This is a genomic window from Streptomyces sp. NBC_00234 (genome assembly GCF_036195325.1).
Taxonomy (GTDB): Bacteria; Actinomycetota; Actinomycetes; order Streptomycetales; family Streptomycetaceae; genus Streptomyces.
The window spans coordinates 5,460,852-5,477,825 of record NZ_CP108101.1; the positions used below are offsets into that span (position 1 = coordinate 5,460,852).

Below are 16,974 nucleotides of genomic sequence, written 5' to 3' on the forward strand. Positions count from 1 at the left end.
TTCTCGCGGGAGCCATTCCCCCGGAGGCACGGTCTTCGCTTGTGAATTTCGTGGGTGATCCCATGTGCCGGTCAGCAGCGTAAAGGCAGCGGACGGTCCACGGCTACGCAGGGTGTTGTCCCGTCCGGCCGGTTCCACCCCTCGGGGAGGGTGGATCGTCGGCCTTGTGGGGCTTGGCCCTTGACATAAGGGCGATGTGTATACCGGGTGGGGGGTCAGTCGGTCCGCAATGCGAGATGGACCACGTCCGGCACACCTCGGGCAACGGCTACTTCTTCCGTGCGTACTGCGCTGAATCCGGCATTCCGCAACGCTTGTTCGAAGGTGGGGGAGGGCTGCGCGGACCAGACGGCGAGCACTCCGCCCGTCGTGAGACGCTTCCGGCAGGCCGTCAGGCCGGCTGCGGAATAGAGGCTTCCGTTGTCCTCCGTGACGGTCCAGTCGGGGCCGTTGTCGATGTCCAGACACAACGCGTCGTAACGCTCCGTGGTCGTACGCAGGTGCTCGACCAGGTCCGTGTGCGCGATCTCGGTCCGCGGATCGGCAAGTGCCGGGCCGGAGATCCGGTCCAGCGGTCCTTCCCGGTGCCAGTCGACGATGGCCTGTTCCCGCTCCACGACGACGATCCGCCCCCAGCGGGCCTCCTCGGCCGCCCGGACGAGCGAGAAGCCGACGCCGAGACCGCCGATGAGCACGGCCGGAGCGACGCGTCCTGCGGGCAGCGCCGCGAGGGCCGCGTCGATCAGCAGCCGCTCGGACCGTCCGTCGGAGGTGTCCATCAGGAAGCAGCCGTTGGCGATGATCTCGAAGTCGTCCCCACGCTCACGCAGGACGACCTCGCCGAACGGTCCTTCGCGGCGGTCGATGGTGACGGGGGCGAGGCTGGCGGACATGACGTGGCTCTCCGGTCTCCGGTGGTGACGGTCGGTTCGACGAACCATCCTGGCCCGCCGGACCGCCCGGTGCCAGCAGATTTGGGTGCCGGCGGGGAGGGGCACCGGAGCACGCTCGCGCTCAGCCGGGCTCCGGTCGCGCGCCGCGCACCACGAGGAGCGCCGCCCCCGCCGCGTACACGCTCAGGGCGACGGCCCACGCAGCCGGCTGCGGCCCCGGCTGCATCGGCCACGCCCAGAACGCCGCCGCGCCGCCCGGGGCGCGGGGCGCCGCGAGGTAGACCGCGCCGCCGTAGACCGTCATCGGCAGCCAGCTCAGACGGGCCCCGAGCAGGGCGGCGGCGGCTGCGGTGAGCCCGGTCGCACCCAGCACGTTGCGGACCATCCCGGGGGCGCCGAACTCCTCCGGATGTCCCGGTACGGCCAGCGCGAGAGCGCCCGCGGCGAGAGCGGTCAGGGCCAGCAGATGGAACAGCCGGCGCGGCCACCACCGGCGCACGGCGGTCCGGTCCAACTCCTCGGTGTGCGCGTACGTGCCGGTGCCGATGGCGGCGGACGCGAGCAGCGGGGCGAGGACCAGGACGGGGACACGCGCGGAGTGGTCGAAGTACGGCCGGTCCTCCAGCCAGTCCGCGGCCCAGGCCGCGAGCAGGACGATGCCGGTCAGGGCGGCGGCGGTGAGCGGCAGGGCGCGGGAGCGGAGATAGAGGACGGGGAGGGCGGGGGCGCGTACGGAGCGGCGCGCGGGAGCGGTCACAGGAGCGGGACCTTCCTCGGGTCACAGCCGTGGCGCGAGGCCAGATAGCGGCCGAGCCAGATCCTGCGGTCGGCGTCGGGCATGGCGGTGAGACGGGCCAGATAGGCCGGATGCGAGGGCTCCTCCGCTCGGGGGCCCTCCTCGGCCCCGGGGACCAGCCAGCTCAGAACGGCCTGGTCGGTGGCCCACAGCCGGGCTGCGCTCGGCGCGTCCTCGTCGTACATCCGGTCCGGGCAGTCGCGGGCCATCAGGTTGAACACGGTGTCGGTGGCGTAGTCGTCGGGGCGGAGGATCTCGTTGCGTACGACGGTCCACCCGCGGGTCAACGACGGCAGCGCCGACTCACCGCCGCCCGGGCTGACGGCCGGGTCCACGTACCGGACCGGCGCGCCCGGCACCCCCTCCAGGCGGGAGAACATCCCGGCCAGCGCCTCCGAGGCATGGGGCAGCAAGGGCTCGTCCAGCCCGCTCAGGCAGATCTGGGGGGTGGTGTCCCCGCACACCAGCCGGGTCGCCGCCGGGTCGGTCCGGAACAGGCCGGGGCCGGTATGCACGATCAGCGGCGCCACCGACGCGGCCACCACGAGCGGCACGACGGCGAGGAACCGGCGCCGGGCCGCGTACCCCAGCACCAGGGCGAGGGTGAGCCCGCCGAGCCAGGCCGCCATGACGGGCCCGAACCACCACACGGGGATCCCGGTCGGGGTCTCCGCGGGGGCCAGGAACCGGACGTCGGAGGAGAGGTAGGTAGGAGCGCCCAGGGAGATGTACGTGACCGCCGCGACGACCGGCGCGGTCAGCCGCCACCGGCACACCCGACCCGCCACGAAGCCCAGGAACGCCGCGCACACCAGGAAGCAGGCATCCGCGAGGGCGAGCGTGAGCGAGGGGCCGCCCGCGCCGGTGTACGGCCAGGTCGCCGCGAACGTCACGGCCAGGGCGACGAGATACCCGGCGACCGCCCACACGGCGATGGGCGCGGCGGCCGTCACCAGCCGCGTCAGCCGGCTGCGCGGGACCGACAGCCACAGGCCGTCCGTCCGGCGGCGGTGCTCGCGACCGCCCTGCCAGCAGCCGGCGGCGGCCGTGAGCGGGCCGGCGAGCAGGGTCGCGCCGGAGTGCAGCAGGCTCTGGGTCTCGGCCCAGTCCCCCTGCCAGCTGCCCGCCTTGGCGGCCATGGTCACGAGGAGAGTGAGAGCGACGGCGGGCCCCGTCCAGGGGGCGAACCCCCGCCGGAACTCCGCGGTCAGTGCGGCCCGCGCCGGGCGGCCGTCCGGCCGGTGCCGGGTGCCGTCCGGTGGGCCCAGTACGTCCGTCATCGGGCGGGCACCGCCGACCGGTGGGCACGCAGCGCCGCCGTGTAGCCGCGCTCGACGGGACTGGCGTCGGGGCCGCCCGTCCCCACCGCCTCGTCGCCCAGCCCGACGAGCTCGGCGGTCGTGCCCCGGTAGGCGACCCGGCCCGCCTCGATCAGCGTCACATCGGTGCACGCGGCGGCGACGTCCTCGACCAGGTGGGTGGAGACGATCACGGTGGTCGTGTTCCCCAACTCCTTCAGCAGCGCACGGAATTCGACCCGCTGCTCCGGATCGAGGCCGGCCGTCGGCTCGTCGAGCAGCAGCAGCTCCGGTTCGTTGACGATCGCCTGCGCGATGCCGACCCGGCGGATCATGCCGCCCGACAGGGTCTTCACCTTGGCGTCGATCCGGTCCGCCAGGCCGACGCGGTCCACGGCGCGTTCGACGGCGCCGGTGGTGACCGCGCCGTCCATCTCCTTGAGCCAGGCGACGTACCCGACGAATTCGCGGACCGTGAAGCCCGGGTAGTAGCCGAACTCCTGCGGCAGATAGCCGAGCCTGCGCCGGACCGCCGCACGGTCGCGGTGCCGGGACGCGTCCCCGACGTCGTGGCCCAGCAGCTCCACCCGCCCCCCGGCGGGTGGAGCCACGGTCGCCAGTACGCGGATCAGCGAGGTCTTGCCCGCGCCGTTCGGCCCGAGGAGGCCGTGCACCCCCGTCGCGAAGTCGAGGTCGACGGCGTCGAGCGCGGTCTTCCTGCGATGCCGGACGGTCAGTCCGGTGACCCTTGCGTTCACGACGTCTCCAGATGGTCGAAGGATCTACGGCGTACGGCGAGAAGGGCCGCACACGCCACGGCTCCGGCGGCCCAGCCGCCCTGGACGCCGGGCCCGGTGAAGTACGGGGCGGCTTCGGCGGCCGGAGTGGAAGCCCCCTGGGGTGAGGCATAGACGGTGGGAAGGGCGACGGCGAAGGCCCAGCAGGCGGCGACGGTCGCGGCGCCCGCCCGGCAGCCGACGTACGAACCGAGGGCGAGGGCCGCGAGTGTCAGCGCCAGTCCGGGCAGCAGCCACGCCACGGCGCCGGGCCCGCCCGCCGCCTCGGGCAGCGCGGCCCCGACGAGCGTCAGGGCCGGGATGCTCGCCCCGAGGACCGCGGCGGTCCTGGTCAGGAGCAGCCTCAGGCCGCCCGACGGGGTGGCGGCGGCGATCTCGTGCAGGGGGTCGGCATGCCGCCCGTACGAGACGAACACCCCGGCGAGCGGCAGCACCGGCGCGACGACGAGGAGCAAGGGCCGGACCGCCCCGCCGAGCCCCGCCCCGTACGCCAGGGCGAGGGCGCCCGTGGCGACCAGGACGAGCGCCGTCAGCCAGGGCCCGCGCAGGGCCGGCCCGGCGGCCCAGAGCACGCGGGCCGCCCGGGAACCGGGCCGGACGCGGAGCCCGCGCGTGACGTGCCACGGGCGGGGGGTGGGCGCCCGCCGAGGGGCCGCCGCCAGCACGCCGGCCCGGATGTCCGCCAGGACCGCCCCCATGCCGTCCCGGCTCCCGACCGCCGACGACACCCGTGCCGCACAGCTTCCGCACGCCTCGACGTGCTTCTCCAGCGACCAGGCGTCCGTCTCCGCGGCCGTGCCCGCCGCGTACCCGGCGGCCAGCTCCTCGTCCACGTGCCACGCATGCGTACGCCTCATGCCGTACCTCCCAGCGGATCGTGGTCCGAGGCCAACAGGTCCAGGGCTGCGCGCAGTTCACGTCGGGCGCGCATGGCCCGCGTCTTGACCGTGCCCTCCGGTATGCCGAGCAGCCGGGCGGTCTCGCGCGTCGTCAGGCCGTCGATGACCGTGGCCCGCAGCACCTCCCGCAGCTCCGGGGAGATCCGGTCGAGGGCGGTGCCCAGGTCGCCGTACTCCAGTCCGGCCAGCACGCGTTCCTCGGCCGAGGGCGCGGGGGAGGGCGCGACGGCGCCCCAGCCGGTGTCACCGGACCGAGCCGCTCGTGCCCCCGCCCGCTGCGCGTCCACCAGCCGGCGGGCCGCGATCACCCACAGCCAGCCGCCGACCCGCGCGCCCTGGTGCGATCCGGCGGACTGCCAGGCCGTCACGAAGGTGTCCTGCAGTACCTCCCGTACGGTCTCCGCGTCCCCGCACCGCCGGCTCAGCCGGGCGTGGAGCCAGCCGGCGTGCCGGTCGTACAGCGTCGCCAGGGCGCTCGCGTCCCCTTGAGCGACGGCGCGCAGCAGCGCGGCGTCCTCATCGTTCCCCTCGGCCCCCGAGGGGCGCAGCAGCCTCACATCTCCTCTATCGACGGCCGGGACGTGTCCGGTTCACCGGCCGGGAGATTCAGTGCGAACGCGGGGACAGGGCCGCGAACACGACGTCGGCGGCGCGCGCGGTGACCTCGGCCTCGTTGCTGATGGCCCAGGCTGCGACGCGCGAGGCCGTGGCGGCCGGGATCTCCTCGCTGATTCCGGGCGCCGCCGGAATGTCGTGCGTCGCGTGGGCGTCGTACGGGAGGACGACGCGATAACCGCGTGCCAGGGCCCCGCGTGCCGTGGCCTGGACGCACATCTCGGACATCAGGCCGCAGACGGCGAGTCCCCGCACTCCGTGGCCGGCCAACAGGCCGCCCAGCGGGGTTTCCTCGAATCCGTCGTCCCGGGACTTGCGGACGACGGCCTCGCCGGGGCCCTCCCCGACCGGGAAGTGGAGCTCCCAGCCGGGGGTGTGGGGCTCGTCGCCCGCTCCGGCCGGCCCGTCGTTCTGGATGTGCACGACGAGCGCCCCGCTCTGCCGGGCCCGCGCGATCAGTCCGGCCGTCCGGTCCAGGAGCAGGGCGGCCCCGGGGACGGCTCGGTCGCCGGTGACGGAGGTGGACTGCACGTCCACCACGAGGAGGGCCTGGAGGGGAATACCGGAAGAGGTCATGACGTCATCATGGCGACCCCACTCCGACGCCCTCCACGTGATTTCGAGCCGTGGGGCCGGCCCCGACGGGTGATCGCTGAGAGCGAACAGGGCCTGGGGAACATTCGGTGGCTCAGGAGCATTGAGTCCACATAGCTCAACTTGACTGCCGAAGGGGAGATCATGGCTACGGAGTCCAAGGCGTTCACACCGATCGATCTGCCTGTGCTGCCGCTCGACGACGAGGTAGTGCTGCCCGGAATGGTGGTGCCGCTGGATCTGTCGGACACGGAGGTACGGGCTGCCGTGGAGGCCGCCCAGGCCGCCGCGCGCGCCGATGGCGGCAAGCCCGAGGTGCTGCTCGTCCCGCGTATCGACGGGACCTACACGGGGACCGGCGTCCTCGGCACCGTCGAGCAGGTCGGCCGGCTCTCGGACGGAGACCCGGGTGCGCTCATCCGGGCCCGTGACCGGGTGCGGATCGGTGCCGGGACCAGTGGGCCCGGCGGAGCGCTGTGGGTGGAGGGGACCAGGGTCGACGTGCTCGTCCCGGACCCGCTGCCCGGCTCCGCCGTGGAACTGGTCAAGGAGTACAAGGCCCTCGCGACCAGCTGGCTGAAGAAGCGCGGTGCCTGGCAGGTCGTGGACCGGGTGCAGCAGATCGAGGACATCTCCGCGCTCGCCGACAACTCCGGTTACTCGCCGTTCCTGACCACGGCCCAGAAGGTGCAGCTCCTGGAGACCGCCGACGCGGTCGCCCGGCTGAAGCTCGCCATCCAGTGGCTCGGTGAGCACCTCGCCGAGCAGGACGTGGCCGAGTCCATCGCCAAGGACGTCCAGGAAGGCGTCGACAAGCAGCAGCGCGAGTTCCTGCTGCGGCGCCAGCTCGACGCCGTACGCAAGGAGCTGTCGGAGCTCAACGGCGATCCGGAGGACGAGTCCGACGACTACCGGGCGCGCGTCGAGGCCGCCGAACTTCCCGAGCACGTCCGTGAGGCCGCGCTCAAGGAGGTCGAGAAGCTGGAGCGCTCCTCCGACCAGAGCCCCGAGGGCTCCTGGATCAGGACCTGGCTCGACACCGTCCTCGAACTGCCGTGGACCGAGCGGACCGAGGACGCCTACGACATCCCGGGCGCCCAGCGCATCCTCGACGCCGAGCACGCGGGCCTCCAGGACGTGAAGGAGCGGATCACCGAGTACCTGGCGGTGCGCAAGCGGCGCGCCGACCGGGGGCTGGGCGTCGTCGGCGGCCGGCGCGGTGGCGCCGTGCTGGCGCTGGTGGGTCCGCCGGGCGTCGGCAAGACCTCGCTCGGGGAATCCGTCGCGCACGCCATGGGCCGCAAGTTCGTCCGTGTCGCGCTCGGCGGTGTCCGGGACGAGGCGGAGATCCGGGGCCACCGGCGTACGTACGTGGGCGCCCTGCCCGGTCGCATCGTCCGGGCCATCAAGGAGGCCGGTTCCATGAACCCGGTCGTCCTGCTCGACGAGATCGACAAGGTCGGCTCGGACTTCCGGGGCGACCCGGCCGCCGCCCTCCTGGAGGTCCTCGACCCGGCGCAGAACCACACCTTCCGCGACCACTACCTGGAGGTCGAACTCGACCTCAGCGACGTCGTCTTCCTGGCGACGGCCAATGTCCTCGACGCCATCCCGGAGGCCCTGCTCGACCGCATGGAGCTGGTCAGGCTCGACGGGTACACCGAGGACGAGAAGGTCGTCATCGCCCGCGACCACCTGCTCCCGCGCCAGCTGGAACGGGCCGGTCTGGAGAAGGACGAGGTCACGCTCGACGAGTCCGCGCTGCGCAAGCTGGCCGGCGAGTACACCCGCGAGGCCGGCGTCCGCAATCTGGAGCGGGGCGTGGCCCGGCTGCTCCGCAAGGTCGCGGCCCAGCACGAACTGGGCGACCGCGAGCTGCCGTTCACCGTCACCGACGAGGACCTGCGGGGCCTCATCGGACGCCCGCACCACGTTCCGGAGTCCGCGCAGGACCCGGCCGAGCGCCGCACCGCGGTGCCGGGCGTGGCCACCGGGCTCGCGGTGACCGGCGCGGGCGGCGACGTGCTGTTCGTCGAGGCGTCGCTGGCCGACCCGGAGACCGGCGCGTCCGGACTGACCCTGACCGGTCAGCTCGGCGACGTCATGAAGGAGTCCGCGCAGATCGCGCTGAGCTTCCTGCGGTCGCACGGCGCGGAGCTGGAGCTGCCTGTCGCGGACCTGAAGGACCGCGGCGTGCACATCCACTTCCCGGCGGGTGCGGTGCCCAAGGACGGTCCGAGTGCCGGCATCACCATGACGACCGCGCTTGCCTCGCTGCTGTCCGGCAGACTGGTTCGTACGGACGTGGCGATGACCGGTGAGGTGTCGCTGACCGGGCGGGTGCTGCCGATCGGCGGGCTGAAGCAGAAGCTGCTGGCCGCGCACCGTGCGGGGATCACCACCGTGGTGATTCCCAAGCGGAACGAGGCCGACCTGGACGACGTCCCGGCCGAGGTCCTCGACGGCCTCGACGTGCACCCCGTGACGGACGTCCGCCAGGTGCTGGAGATCGCTCTCGCCCCGGCCTCGGCCGGGCTCCGGGAGCAGAGGGTCCCGGCCGCGGCGTGAGTGCCACGCGGTGACGGGCGTGGCGTGACGTGCACGGCCGGTACGGACGGCCCGTTCTCCCCGGTGGGGAGGGCGGGCCGTTCCGCGTGGGCGCGCCCCGAACCCGGGCGGGCACGTCCTACGGCCGGTAGACCGTGCCCGGAACCGGCTCCGCCGGGGCCATCAGCTGGGGGACCGTCACGAAGGTGTAGCCGCGCTTCTTCAGTGTGTCGATGATGCCCGGCACCGCGGGCACGGTGCCCTTGTAGATGTCGTGCAGAAGGATCACGCCGTCCTTGCCGGCCTGGTCGAGTATCCGCTTCCTGATCAGCGCCGAGTCGTTCGTGGAGTAGTCCTTCGCCGTCGCGCTCCACAGGATCTGCGACAGCCCCAGCTCCTTGCAGATCCTGGACACCGTGTCGTCGGTGCGCCCCTGCGGCGGTCGCATCAGCCGCGGCTTCTTGCCGGTGATCGCCACGATGGCGTCCTGCGTCTTCTCCAGCTCGGCCCGTATCTCGGCGGGCTCCCGGTCGGTCAGGACCTCGTGCGACCAGGTGTGGTTGGCCACCTCGTGCCCCTCGGCCTCGATCCGGCGCACGGTGTCCGGGTGCTTGAGCACGTGCTTCTCGCCGAGCAGGAAGAAGGTGGCGGGCACCTTCTTCTCCTTGAGGATGTCCAGGAGCCGCGGGGTGTCCTCGGCCGGGCCCGCGTCGAAGGTCAGCGCTATGCACTTCGCCTTGCGGCAGTCGACCTGGCCGAACGACCCCTTGGCGTCGGCCGCGGCGTCCTGACGCGCCGAACCGGGCGCCGTGGTCTCCATCGAGCAGCCGCTGAGCGCGAATGTGAGCGCGGTCACGAGAGCGGCAGCCAACCCGACACCGGACGACATCGTCTTTCTGGGCACAGCAGTTCACTCCTCAAGGCCGACCGCACGGGCTGTGCGGCACGCCGAGGACTATACATAGTGTGTATACATGCGGTGTATAGAGGGCCGTGATGGTGGCCGTGCAGGACGAAAGGCCAGGTCGGGCGGGTTTTGGTCCGGTACGACGAAGGCCCCGGCGACGGGTGCTCGTCGCCGGGGCCCGCTCTGCGAAGCGGTGGGGAGGTCAGCCGTTCGCGAGCGCCTGGACGCGGTCGAGGGCGCCGTTGAAGTGGTTGTGGTCGCCGACCGTCGGGCCGGACGACGTGTACTGCCATATCGTGTAGTAGCCCCAGCCGGCCGGGAGTTCACCCACGGTCGTGTTGTAACGGGCCACCCAGAGCGGGTTGGTGGCGCCGAAGCTGGAGTTGTTGCCCGTGCAGGTCTGCCACCAGCTGGTCGCGGTGTAGATCACCGCGTCGCGTCCGGTGCGCGCCTTGTAGGTGTTCACGAAGTCGCGGATCCAGGAGACCATCCCGGCCTGGGTCTTGCCGAAGCACTGCGCGCCGTACGGATTCCACTCGATGTCGAGCACGCCCGGCAGCGTCCTGCCGTCCCGCGACCAGCCGCCCCCGTTGTCCACGAAGTAGTTGGCCTGGGTCGCGCCGCTGGTCGTGTCCGGGGTGGCGAAGTGGTACGCCCCGCGGATCATGCCGACGTTGTAGGAGCCGTTGTACTGCTGCGCGAAGTAGGGGTTCTTGTAGTACGTCCCCTCGGTGGCCTTGGCGTAGGCCCACTTCACGCCGCTGTTCCAGAGGGTCGACCAGGCGACGTTGCCCTGATGGCTGCTGACGTCCACGCCCTCGGTCTGGACGGCGCGGGTGTCGCGGGGGAGGCCGCCCTGGCCGTCGTGGGCGATGACGCCCTGGCCCATCCTGGCCGTACCGCGGGCGGGGGTCTCGGCGGCGGTGGCCGCGCCGGGCAGGGTGAGGAGGAGGGAAAGCGCTGCGAGGAGGGCTCCTGCCGCGGCGAAGCGCGAGCGGCGTGACGTACCGGATCTGTGCACGGGCATGTGAGTGCCTCCGGGGCCTCGGTGGGGGGAACTGCCGACCCAGAGGCACGTGCGGGACACCCCTGGAGAACTGCCATGGTGTGGACATGCCACCGATGGCACCTATGAAGCTACGCACGTAGACCCGTGCGGCGGAAGAGGGCCTGGGAGCTGCCGTTGGTCTACGCCTGCGAAATACTGGCGGAGCTGCGGCGATGACCGGCGGCGAAAGAAACTTTCATCGGCAGGAAAGCGTATGAGGGGTGCTGACGTGCACGGGAGTGAAAGCGGGAGTGAACCCGGCGCAGTCGCCGGGAGTGGTGTGGACCACGAGTTCCTCTCTCTGGAGCGGGAGTTGGCCGTCTTCCTGCGCCGGGCGCGGGCCAACTCCGGGGAGATGGCCCGTGAGGTGCACCCAGACCTGGAATCCGCCGCCTACGGCCTCCTCGTACGGCTGGAGTCGGCGGGCCCGCAGCGGGCCACCGATCTCGCCGCGTACATCGGCGTCGGCAAGGCGACCATGAGCCGCCAGCTGCGGGCCCTGGAGACGCTCGGCCTGGTGGCCCGCGAACCCGATCCGGCCGACGGCCGCGCCTGGCTCGTCCACCTCACCGGCGAGGGCCTCGCCCGCTTCCGCAGCGTCCGCGACGCCCGCCGTGAGCGCTACGTGCGCAAGCTCGCCGACTGGGACCGCACGGAGGTGGCCGAACTGGCGCGGCTGCTGCACCACTTGAACGAGCGGGCCGAGGACTGACGGGCGCCCGGGCGGCACTCCACAGGACCCAGGGGCCGGACGAGACGCTGCGGACACCACCTAGGGCCTCTCGTTTGGATCATGCCGGGCTCGCGTGCCCTGGCGCGCGCTCCCCCGAGCTCTCGGCTTCGCTCGAGCAGGGAGGGGCCCCCTCCGGCGTTGTCGTCGGTCGCCGACGCTCCGCGTCGACTCTCTCCTCCGCCTTGCAGCTGCCCGCACCGGACCCCGCTCCCTGATCCGGCCTGATCCAAACGAAAGACCCTAGAACTCGAGGAAGGCCGCCGTCGCGTCGTCGTGGGTCTTGCTCCGGCGCAGGTACGTGCGCTCCGTGTCCGCCCGCTCCAGCTCCCGCACCCGGTCGATCAGCCCCTGGGGCCCCGCCTTCCGCAGCAGCCCCAGAGTGGCCGTCCAGTCGCCTTCCCGGAACTTCTCCGTCCAGCGGCTCGCCCCGTCCGTCAGCGCGGCCAGCGACCGTACCTCCGCGCGCGGCACCCGGCCGGTCACGGCGCGGGAGGCCACGCCGGGGTCGGCGGCGGCCGTGAAGAAGCCGCCCTCCTTGTTCCGGACGCGGGCGTCGGCGATCGCCTCGGAGGCGAGGGAGCCGGGCGGCAGCCGGTCCAGCCGGTCGTCGAGGACCGCGCGGACCGCCCCGTCGGGCGACTCCAGGAGCAGCGCGGAGTCGGAGAGCACCAGATATTCGATCTCGTGTTCGTCCCAGCGGGTGAGCACCACGGTTGCCTGAGGCGTCCTTGCGTGAGAAAGGTCACACTGGAAACGATGCGTGTCGGCGGTGCGCCGGATGGACTCGGCGAGGACCTCCGTCAGCGTCAGATCTCTCCGCGAACAGGACAGTTCGGCCAGCGAGCCGCCGAGCCGGGCGGTGAACCAGGGGACCGAGTGCACACAACCGTCGTCACCCTGCGGTGGCGTCACTCCGTCGAGCAGGACCAGCCCTCCACCCTGGCCGGACGCGGGGAGGGTGGCGGACACCCAGTCCTCGTTGGGGCGTTCCCTGCTGCCGGGTTCGGTCGCGAGTTCCATGCGCATCCGATCAGTCTGCACGACGCCTTCACGAGCCCTGCACGAACCGGACGTTGGCCCGTACCAGCAGGTCAGCCGGGCCCGGCGAGCGGAAGGAAACGCTCCGTGGAGGGTGCGGGCGGGCATCCTGCCAAAGCCTGGGCGGAACTTCCACCCGGTGGGCCGTGCATGCCCGAGGGGGCCCCAGGGGAGACTTGTTCGCCAACTCCGGAGTGATGTTCACTCGTTCGAGTGGCGGAGCGGTTGATGCGCGCCCCCCTCTCAAAAGCACTGGAATGGTCAGAAGCCGTACCAGGGGTGGGCGCCTGTTCATGTGACCGTATGTCACCTCTGCTTCATGGGTGGACGAGTCAAGATTGCGAGCACCGGTGCAGAAGAAGCGGCCTCGGAGCAAGGGCAGCACGCGCGACGGTTCCGGGGCGACCCCTCCGGCTCCGGGCGCCGACAAGCGGACCGTGAAGGTACGCAGTCGGCTGGTCGCGGGTGTCGCCGTCGTCGGTATCACCGTCCTCGCGGCGGGCGCCCCCGCGGCCCTCGCCGCCTCGGCCGACCTCAACGAGTCCCAGCAGCTGGTCACCCTCGCCGAGCTGAACCAGCAGGCCATCACGCTCGCCCACTCCCTCGCCGATGAGCGCGACGACGTCACCGCCCACATCGCGGCCGGCCGCGACGAGAAGGCCGAAGGCGCCGACGAGGCCCGGGCCGCCCTCTCCGCCCGGGTCGACCAGCAGGTGGACGAGATCCGCGCCGCCGCCCCCGCGGCCCTGCGCCGGGACCTCTCCACGATCCCCTCGCTGCGCCGCGACGCGCTCTCCGGCAAGGGCTCGGCCCTGGACGCCCACCAGGCGTACTCCGAGGTCATCTCGAAGCTCCACGGGCTCGCCGAGGAGCTGGCCGGCAAGACCCCGCCGCGCGCTTCGGAGTCCACCCGCGCGCCGCTCGCACTCGGCGGCGCCGTCGAGCAGGCGTCGGCCACGCGGGGGCTGCTCCTCGCCGCTCTCGCCGTACCGCGCAGCGAGCCCGTCACGCAGACCGACCCCTTCACCGGTCTGCCGGTGCAGATCCAGGACGAGGGCGCCGGCGAGGACGACCGCCACCGCGACGAGCTCAGCGCCGCCGCCCAGCAGACACGCGTCCGCGAACTCGCCTCGCTCGCCGACTTCGACCAGGCCGCGAACCCGGTCGCCCGCGACAAACTCGCCTCCACCGTCACCGGACCCGAGGTCAACAACGCGGAGAAGTACCTCGCCCGGCTGACCGACCGGCCCGAGCTGTCCGACACCGACCAGAGGGCCGACCGCAAGAAGGTCGCAGCCGCCCTCTCCGCCCGCATCGACCGGATGCGCGGCGTCGAATCGGCGCTCGGCACCGCCCAGGTCCAGCGCCTGGAGCAGCTCCGCGACGACGACGTCACCGCACTCGAACTGCGGCTCGCCCTGCTCGGCGGCTGCTTCCTGATCGTCGTGGGCGTCTCCACCGCCGTCGCCCGCACCCTCACCCAGCCGCTCGCCGTCCTGCGGATCGGCGCCGCCAGGCTCGCGGGGGAGCCCGAGACCGCGGAAGCCATCCGCTACACCGGCCGCAACGACGAGTTCGCCCAGGTCGTCCGGTCCATCAACGCCCTGCACGGCAAGCTGTACGGGCTGCACCACACGTTCAACGGACAGGTGGAGACGCTCCGGAGCGAGCGTGGCGAGCTGATCGCCGGCCGCGAGGCGCTCACCGTCCAGCGGGCCGAACTCCAGGTCCACGCGGCCGATCTCACCGCCCAGCTGGAGCGGCTGAAGAACACGGTCCACCACACCTTCGTCAACCTCTCGCTGCGTACGCTCGGGCTGGTCGAACGCCAGCTCGGCGTCATCGAGAGCCTGGAGGAGCGCGAGCAGGACCCCGAGCGCCTCAGCACCCTCTTCAAGCTCGACCACATGGCCACCGTCATGCGCCGCCACAGCGAGAACATGCTGGTCCTCGCGGGCGCCGAGCACGGTCACGGCCACGCGGGGCCGATCCCGCTCGTCGACGTCCTGCGCGCCGCCGTCAGCGAGATCGAGCGCTACGAGCGGGTGACGATCCAGTCCCTGCCGCCGCACGCCCAGATCGCCGGCTTCGCCGCGGACGACCTCAGCCACCTGGTCGCCGAACTCCTGGAGAACGCGACCTCCTTCTCGCCGCCCGACTCCCATGTCGAGCTCTCCGGCTGGCTGCTGGAGACCGGCGAGGTGATGCTCTCCGTGCAGGACGAGGGCATCGGCATGTCGGCGGTCCGGATGGGCGAGCTCAACGCCAGGCTGGCCGACCCGGCTTCGTTCGAGGCCGGGGAGCAGAGCGCCGACGGCGCCGGGCTCGGCCTCCAGGTGACCTCGCTGCTGGCCGCGCGCCACGGCGTACGGGTGCAGCTGCGGGAGCAGAAGGGCAGCGGGGTGACGGCGGTCGTCGTCCTGCCGCAGGCCCTGCTCCCGAAGGCGCCGCCCGCCTCCTCGCCGCCGCCCGTGCACAAGGCGGGGGACGCGCCCACGCTGAACCTGCCGGGATCCGTGGCCGAGGCCAACTCCAACGCCCTGCCCCAGCGGTCGGGCGAGCTGCCCGGCGACCCGCTGATCGCGGCGGCCGAGCAGACCATCCGGGAGACGGGCGCCGTACCGGCCGTGACGCTTCCGGACCCCGCGACGGACCAGGCCCCCGCGCCGGCCCCGGTCGCGGAGCCCGCCGCCGAACCGGAGATGCCCGAGCCCCGGCCGGTCGCCGTCGAGTCCGAGGCCGAGACCACGATGCAGGTCAGGCTCCCGGCGCCGCCGGAGATGCCCGACCCGTACGCCATCGGCCCCGACCGCCACGAGCGCGTCACCGACAACGACTCCGCGCCCGCCCCGGAACGCCCCGCGGCACCCGAACCGGCACCGTTCACGGCCCCCGAACCGGCACCCGCGCCTCCCCCCGCACCCGCCGCGGACGCCCTTCCCGGGCCGCGGCAGCCGCAGGGCGAGGAGCAGGCCGTCGTCACGGACAAGGGGCTGCCCAAGCGCACCCCCAAGGTCGTCAAGCCCGCGGGCGCCCCCGTCGTCGAGCGCAAGGGCGGCGTGGACAAGGACGCCCTGCGCCGCCGGCTCGGTGGCTTCCACCAGGGTGCCAAGGACGGGCGCCGGGACGTCGAGGCGGAGATCGCCGAGGACACGCTCGGGGCCGGGATCGCCGTGGCCGCCGGCCATGCCGCGCAGACCGGCCGCACCGAACGGAGCGACCGTACCGACGGTCGAAACGATGAGACGGGGGACACAGTCGAGGAGGCACGCAGTTGACTGCGCCCAGCACATTCGGGCTGAGCACCGAGGCCCGGAATCTTCACTGGTTGCTGAGCAATCTGGTGGAGGAGGTGCCAGGGGTCCACTCGGTCACCGTCGTCTCGTCCGACGGACTCATGCTGCTCTCCTCGGACCCCGGCCATCTGAACGCCACGACGGCCGACCGGCGTACCGGCCCGCGGGGCTCCAGCGCCGACCTCGCCACCATCGTCTCCGGCATCGGCTCCCTCACCATGGGAGCCGCCAAGCTGATGGACGGCGGCGGCGTCAAGCAGACGATGGTCGCCATGGACGAGGGCAGCGTCTTCGTCATGTCGATCAGCGACGGCTCGCTGCTCGGCGTGCACGCCACCCCCGACTGCGACATGAGTGTCGTCGCCTACCACATGGCGCTCTTCGTCGGCCGCGCCGGACACGTACTCACCCCCGAACTCCGCAGTGAACTGCGCAAATCGATGGAGAGCGCCCAGTGACGCCCGCTGCTGAACCCGCCCGAAGGCTTCCGGTCCGAGGCGCCGACAAACGGCCCGCCCGGGTCCGCCCGTACTCCCTCACCGGCGGGCGCACCCGTTTCGGCCACGTCCTCCTCGTCGAGACGTTCGTCGCCGCGCTCGAAGCGCCCGAGGAGCGCCGCGAGCTCACCAACGGCAACCTCGCGTCCCGCGTCATGCCGGAGCTCCAGGCCATCGTCGAGCTCTGCCGCCGCATGCGTACGGTCGCGGAGATCTCGGCCCTGCTGAAGATGCCGCTCGGTGTGGTCCGCGTGCTGCTCAGCGACTTGGCCGACCAGGGAAAGATCCGCGTGTACGGAACCGGTCACGGCACCGGCCAGCCCGACCGCGCACTGCTCGAAAGGGTGCTCAATGGACTCCGCCGTCTCTGAGCCGACGCTGTTCGCCCCGCGCCAGCCAGGGCCCAAGGACCAGGCCGAGGAGTCGCTGCAGGCATGGCAGCTGGACCACACCCGCGCCCCGATAGCGACGAAGATCGTGGTCGCGGGCGGCTTCGGCGTCGGCAAGACGACGTTCGTGGGTTCGGTCTCCGAGATCACCCCGCTGAAGACCGAAGCCCTGATGACCCAGGCCAGTGAGGAGACCGACGACCTCACCGCCACGCCCGACAAGGTCACCACGACCGTGGCGATGGACTTCGGCCGCCTCACGCTCGACGACGACCTCGTCCTGTACGTGTTCGGCACACCCGGTCAGCAGCGCTTCTGGTTCATGTGGGACGACCTGGTGCGCGGCGCGATCGGCGCCGTCGTGCTCGCCGACACCCGGCGTCTCGCCGACTGCTTCCCGGCGCTCGACTACTTCGAGAGCTGCGGACTTCCCTACATCGTCGCGGTCAACCACTTCGAGGGAACGCCCGGTTACGAGGCGGCGGACGTCAGGGAGGCCCTGACCGTACCCCCGCACGTGCCGGTTGTGATCATGGATGCGCGTAACAGGATCACTGTCGTCGAGTCGCTGCTGGCCCTGGTGGGTCACGCTCTCGACGCCACCCCGGCGTAAAGCTGACACGCGCA

At 72.3% G+C, this 16,974-nt stretch carries 16 protein-coding genes; 6 read left to right on the forward strand and 10 right to left on the reverse strand.

The window, feature by feature from the left end; all coding sequences use genetic code 11:
• Positions 1 to 215: 215 nt before the first annotated feature.
• The 7 genes from OG230_RS24235 to OG230_RS24265 form a co-directional block, all read right to left on the reverse strand.
• A complete protein-coding gene (locus tag OG230_RS24235) occupies positions 216 to 893 on the reverse strand; it encodes a spermidine synthase (protein ID WP_328905825.1) in 678 nt (225 codons plus the stop codon).
• Between the two features lie 121 nt (positions 894 to 1,014).
• A complete protein-coding gene (locus OG230_RS24240) occupies positions 1,015 to 1,650 on the reverse strand; it encodes a hypothetical protein (RefSeq protein WP_328905826.1) in 636 nt (211 codons plus the stop codon).
• Positions 1,647 to 2,969 (reverse strand): hypothetical protein, encoded by a 1,323-nt coding sequence (locus OG230_RS24245; RefSeq protein WP_328905827.1) that lies wholly within the window; start codon positions 2,967 to 2,969, stop codon positions 1,647 to 1,649. Before OG230_RS24245 ends, OG230_RS24240 begins: the two co-directional genes overlap by 4 nt.
• Complete coding sequence (locus OG230_RS24250) at positions 2,966 to 3,745, reverse strand: ABC transporter ATP-binding protein (protein WP_328905828.1); 780 nt, start codon at positions 3,743 to 3,745, stop codon at positions 2,966 to 2,968. Before OG230_RS24250 ends, OG230_RS24245 begins: the two co-directional genes overlap by 4 nt.
• The gene (locus OG230_RS24255) at positions 3,742 to 4,641 is read right to left on the reverse strand and encodes a zf-HC2 domain-containing protein (protein ID WP_328905829.1); all 900 of its coding nucleotides are present in this window, start codon (positions 4,639 to 4,641) and stop codon (positions 3,742 to 3,744) included. The genes OG230_RS24250 and OG230_RS24255 overlap by 4 nt, the downstream gene beginning before the upstream one ends.
• Positions 4,638 to 5,240, reverse strand: a complete 603-nt coding sequence (locus tag OG230_RS24260; RefSeq protein WP_328905830.1) for an RNA polymerase sigma factor — start codon at positions 5,238 to 5,240, stop codon at positions 4,638 to 4,640. Before OG230_RS24260 ends, OG230_RS24255 begins: the two co-directional genes overlap by 4 nt.
• A 49-nt stretch (positions 5,241 to 5,289) precedes the next feature.
• The gene (locus OG230_RS24265) at positions 5,290 to 5,874 is read right to left on the reverse strand and encodes an isochorismatase family protein (RefSeq protein ID WP_328905831.1); all 585 of its coding nucleotides are present in this window, start codon (positions 5,872 to 5,874) and stop codon (positions 5,290 to 5,292) included.
• 162 nt (positions 5,875 to 6,036) lie between these two features.
• On the opposite strand from OG230_RS24265, the gene lon reads away from it, so the two are divergent.
• Positions 6,037 to 8,460: an endopeptidase La gene (lon, locus tag OG230_RS24270; RefSeq protein WP_328905832.1), complete on the forward strand. Its 2,424-nt coding sequence runs from the start codon at positions 6,037 to 6,039 to the stop codon at positions 8,458 to 8,460.
• Between the two features lie 118 nt (positions 8,461 to 8,578).
• Here the strand turns inward: lon and OG230_RS24275 are convergent, their stop codons facing one another.
• Together OG230_RS24275 and OG230_RS24280 are read right to left on the reverse strand one after the other, a co-directional pair.
• The gene (locus OG230_RS24275; protein ID WP_328911515.1) at positions 8,579 to 9,328 is read right to left on the reverse strand and encodes a polysaccharide deacetylase family protein; all 750 of its coding nucleotides are present in this window, start codon (positions 9,326 to 9,328) and stop codon (positions 8,579 to 8,581) included.
• A gap of 220 nt (positions 9,329 to 9,548) precedes the next feature.
• On the reverse strand, positions 9,549 to 10,373 hold the full coding sequence (locus tag OG230_RS24280) for a lysozyme (protein WP_328905833.1): 825 nt from the start codon (positions 10,371 to 10,373) through the stop codon (positions 9,549 to 9,551).
• A gap of 235 nt (positions 10,374 to 10,608) precedes the next feature.
• Between OG230_RS24280 and OG230_RS24285 the strand changes: the two genes are divergently transcribed.
• On the forward strand, positions 10,609 to 11,106 hold the full coding sequence (locus OG230_RS24285; RefSeq protein WP_443051360.1) for a MarR family winged helix-turn-helix transcriptional regulator: 498 nt from the start codon (positions 10,609 to 10,611) through the stop codon (positions 11,104 to 11,106).
• 261 nt (positions 11,107 to 11,367) lie between these two features.
• Here the strand turns inward: OG230_RS24285 and OG230_RS24290 are convergent, their stop codons facing one another.
• Positions 11,368 to 12,153 (reverse strand): hypothetical protein, encoded by a 786-nt coding sequence (locus OG230_RS24290; protein WP_328905835.1) that lies wholly within the window; start codon positions 12,151 to 12,153, stop codon positions 11,368 to 11,370.
• Positions 12,154 to 12,515: 362 nt separating this feature from the next.
• Between OG230_RS24290 and OG230_RS24295 the strand changes: the two genes are divergently transcribed.
• Genes OG230_RS24295 through OG230_RS24310 form a run of 4 tightly spaced genes read left to right on the forward strand, consistent with a single transcriptional unit; the run spans position 12,516 to position 16,960 of the window.
• Positions 12,516 to 15,443: a sensor histidine kinase gene (locus OG230_RS24295; RefSeq protein WP_328905836.1), complete on the forward strand. Its 2,928-nt coding sequence runs from the start codon at positions 12,516 to 12,518 to the stop codon at positions 15,441 to 15,443.
• Entirely contained in the window at positions 15,440 to 15,919 is a 480-nt protein-coding gene (locus OG230_RS24300; protein ID WP_328905837.1) for a roadblock/LC7 domain-containing protein, read from the forward strand. The genes OG230_RS24295 and OG230_RS24300 overlap by 4 nt, the downstream gene beginning before the upstream one ends.
• Positions 15,916 to 16,329 (forward strand): DUF742 domain-containing protein, encoded by a 414-nt coding sequence (locus tag OG230_RS24305; protein WP_328905838.1) that lies wholly within the window; start codon positions 15,916 to 15,918, stop codon positions 16,327 to 16,329. The genes OG230_RS24300 and OG230_RS24305 overlap by 4 nt, the downstream gene beginning before the upstream one ends.
• Positions 16,310 to 16,960 (forward strand): GTP-binding protein, encoded by a 651-nt coding sequence (locus OG230_RS24310; RefSeq protein WP_328905839.1) that lies wholly within the window; start codon positions 16,310 to 16,312, stop codon positions 16,958 to 16,960. Before OG230_RS24305 ends, OG230_RS24310 begins: the two co-directional genes overlap by 20 nt.
• Positions 16,961 to 16,974 lie beyond the last annotated feature (14 nt).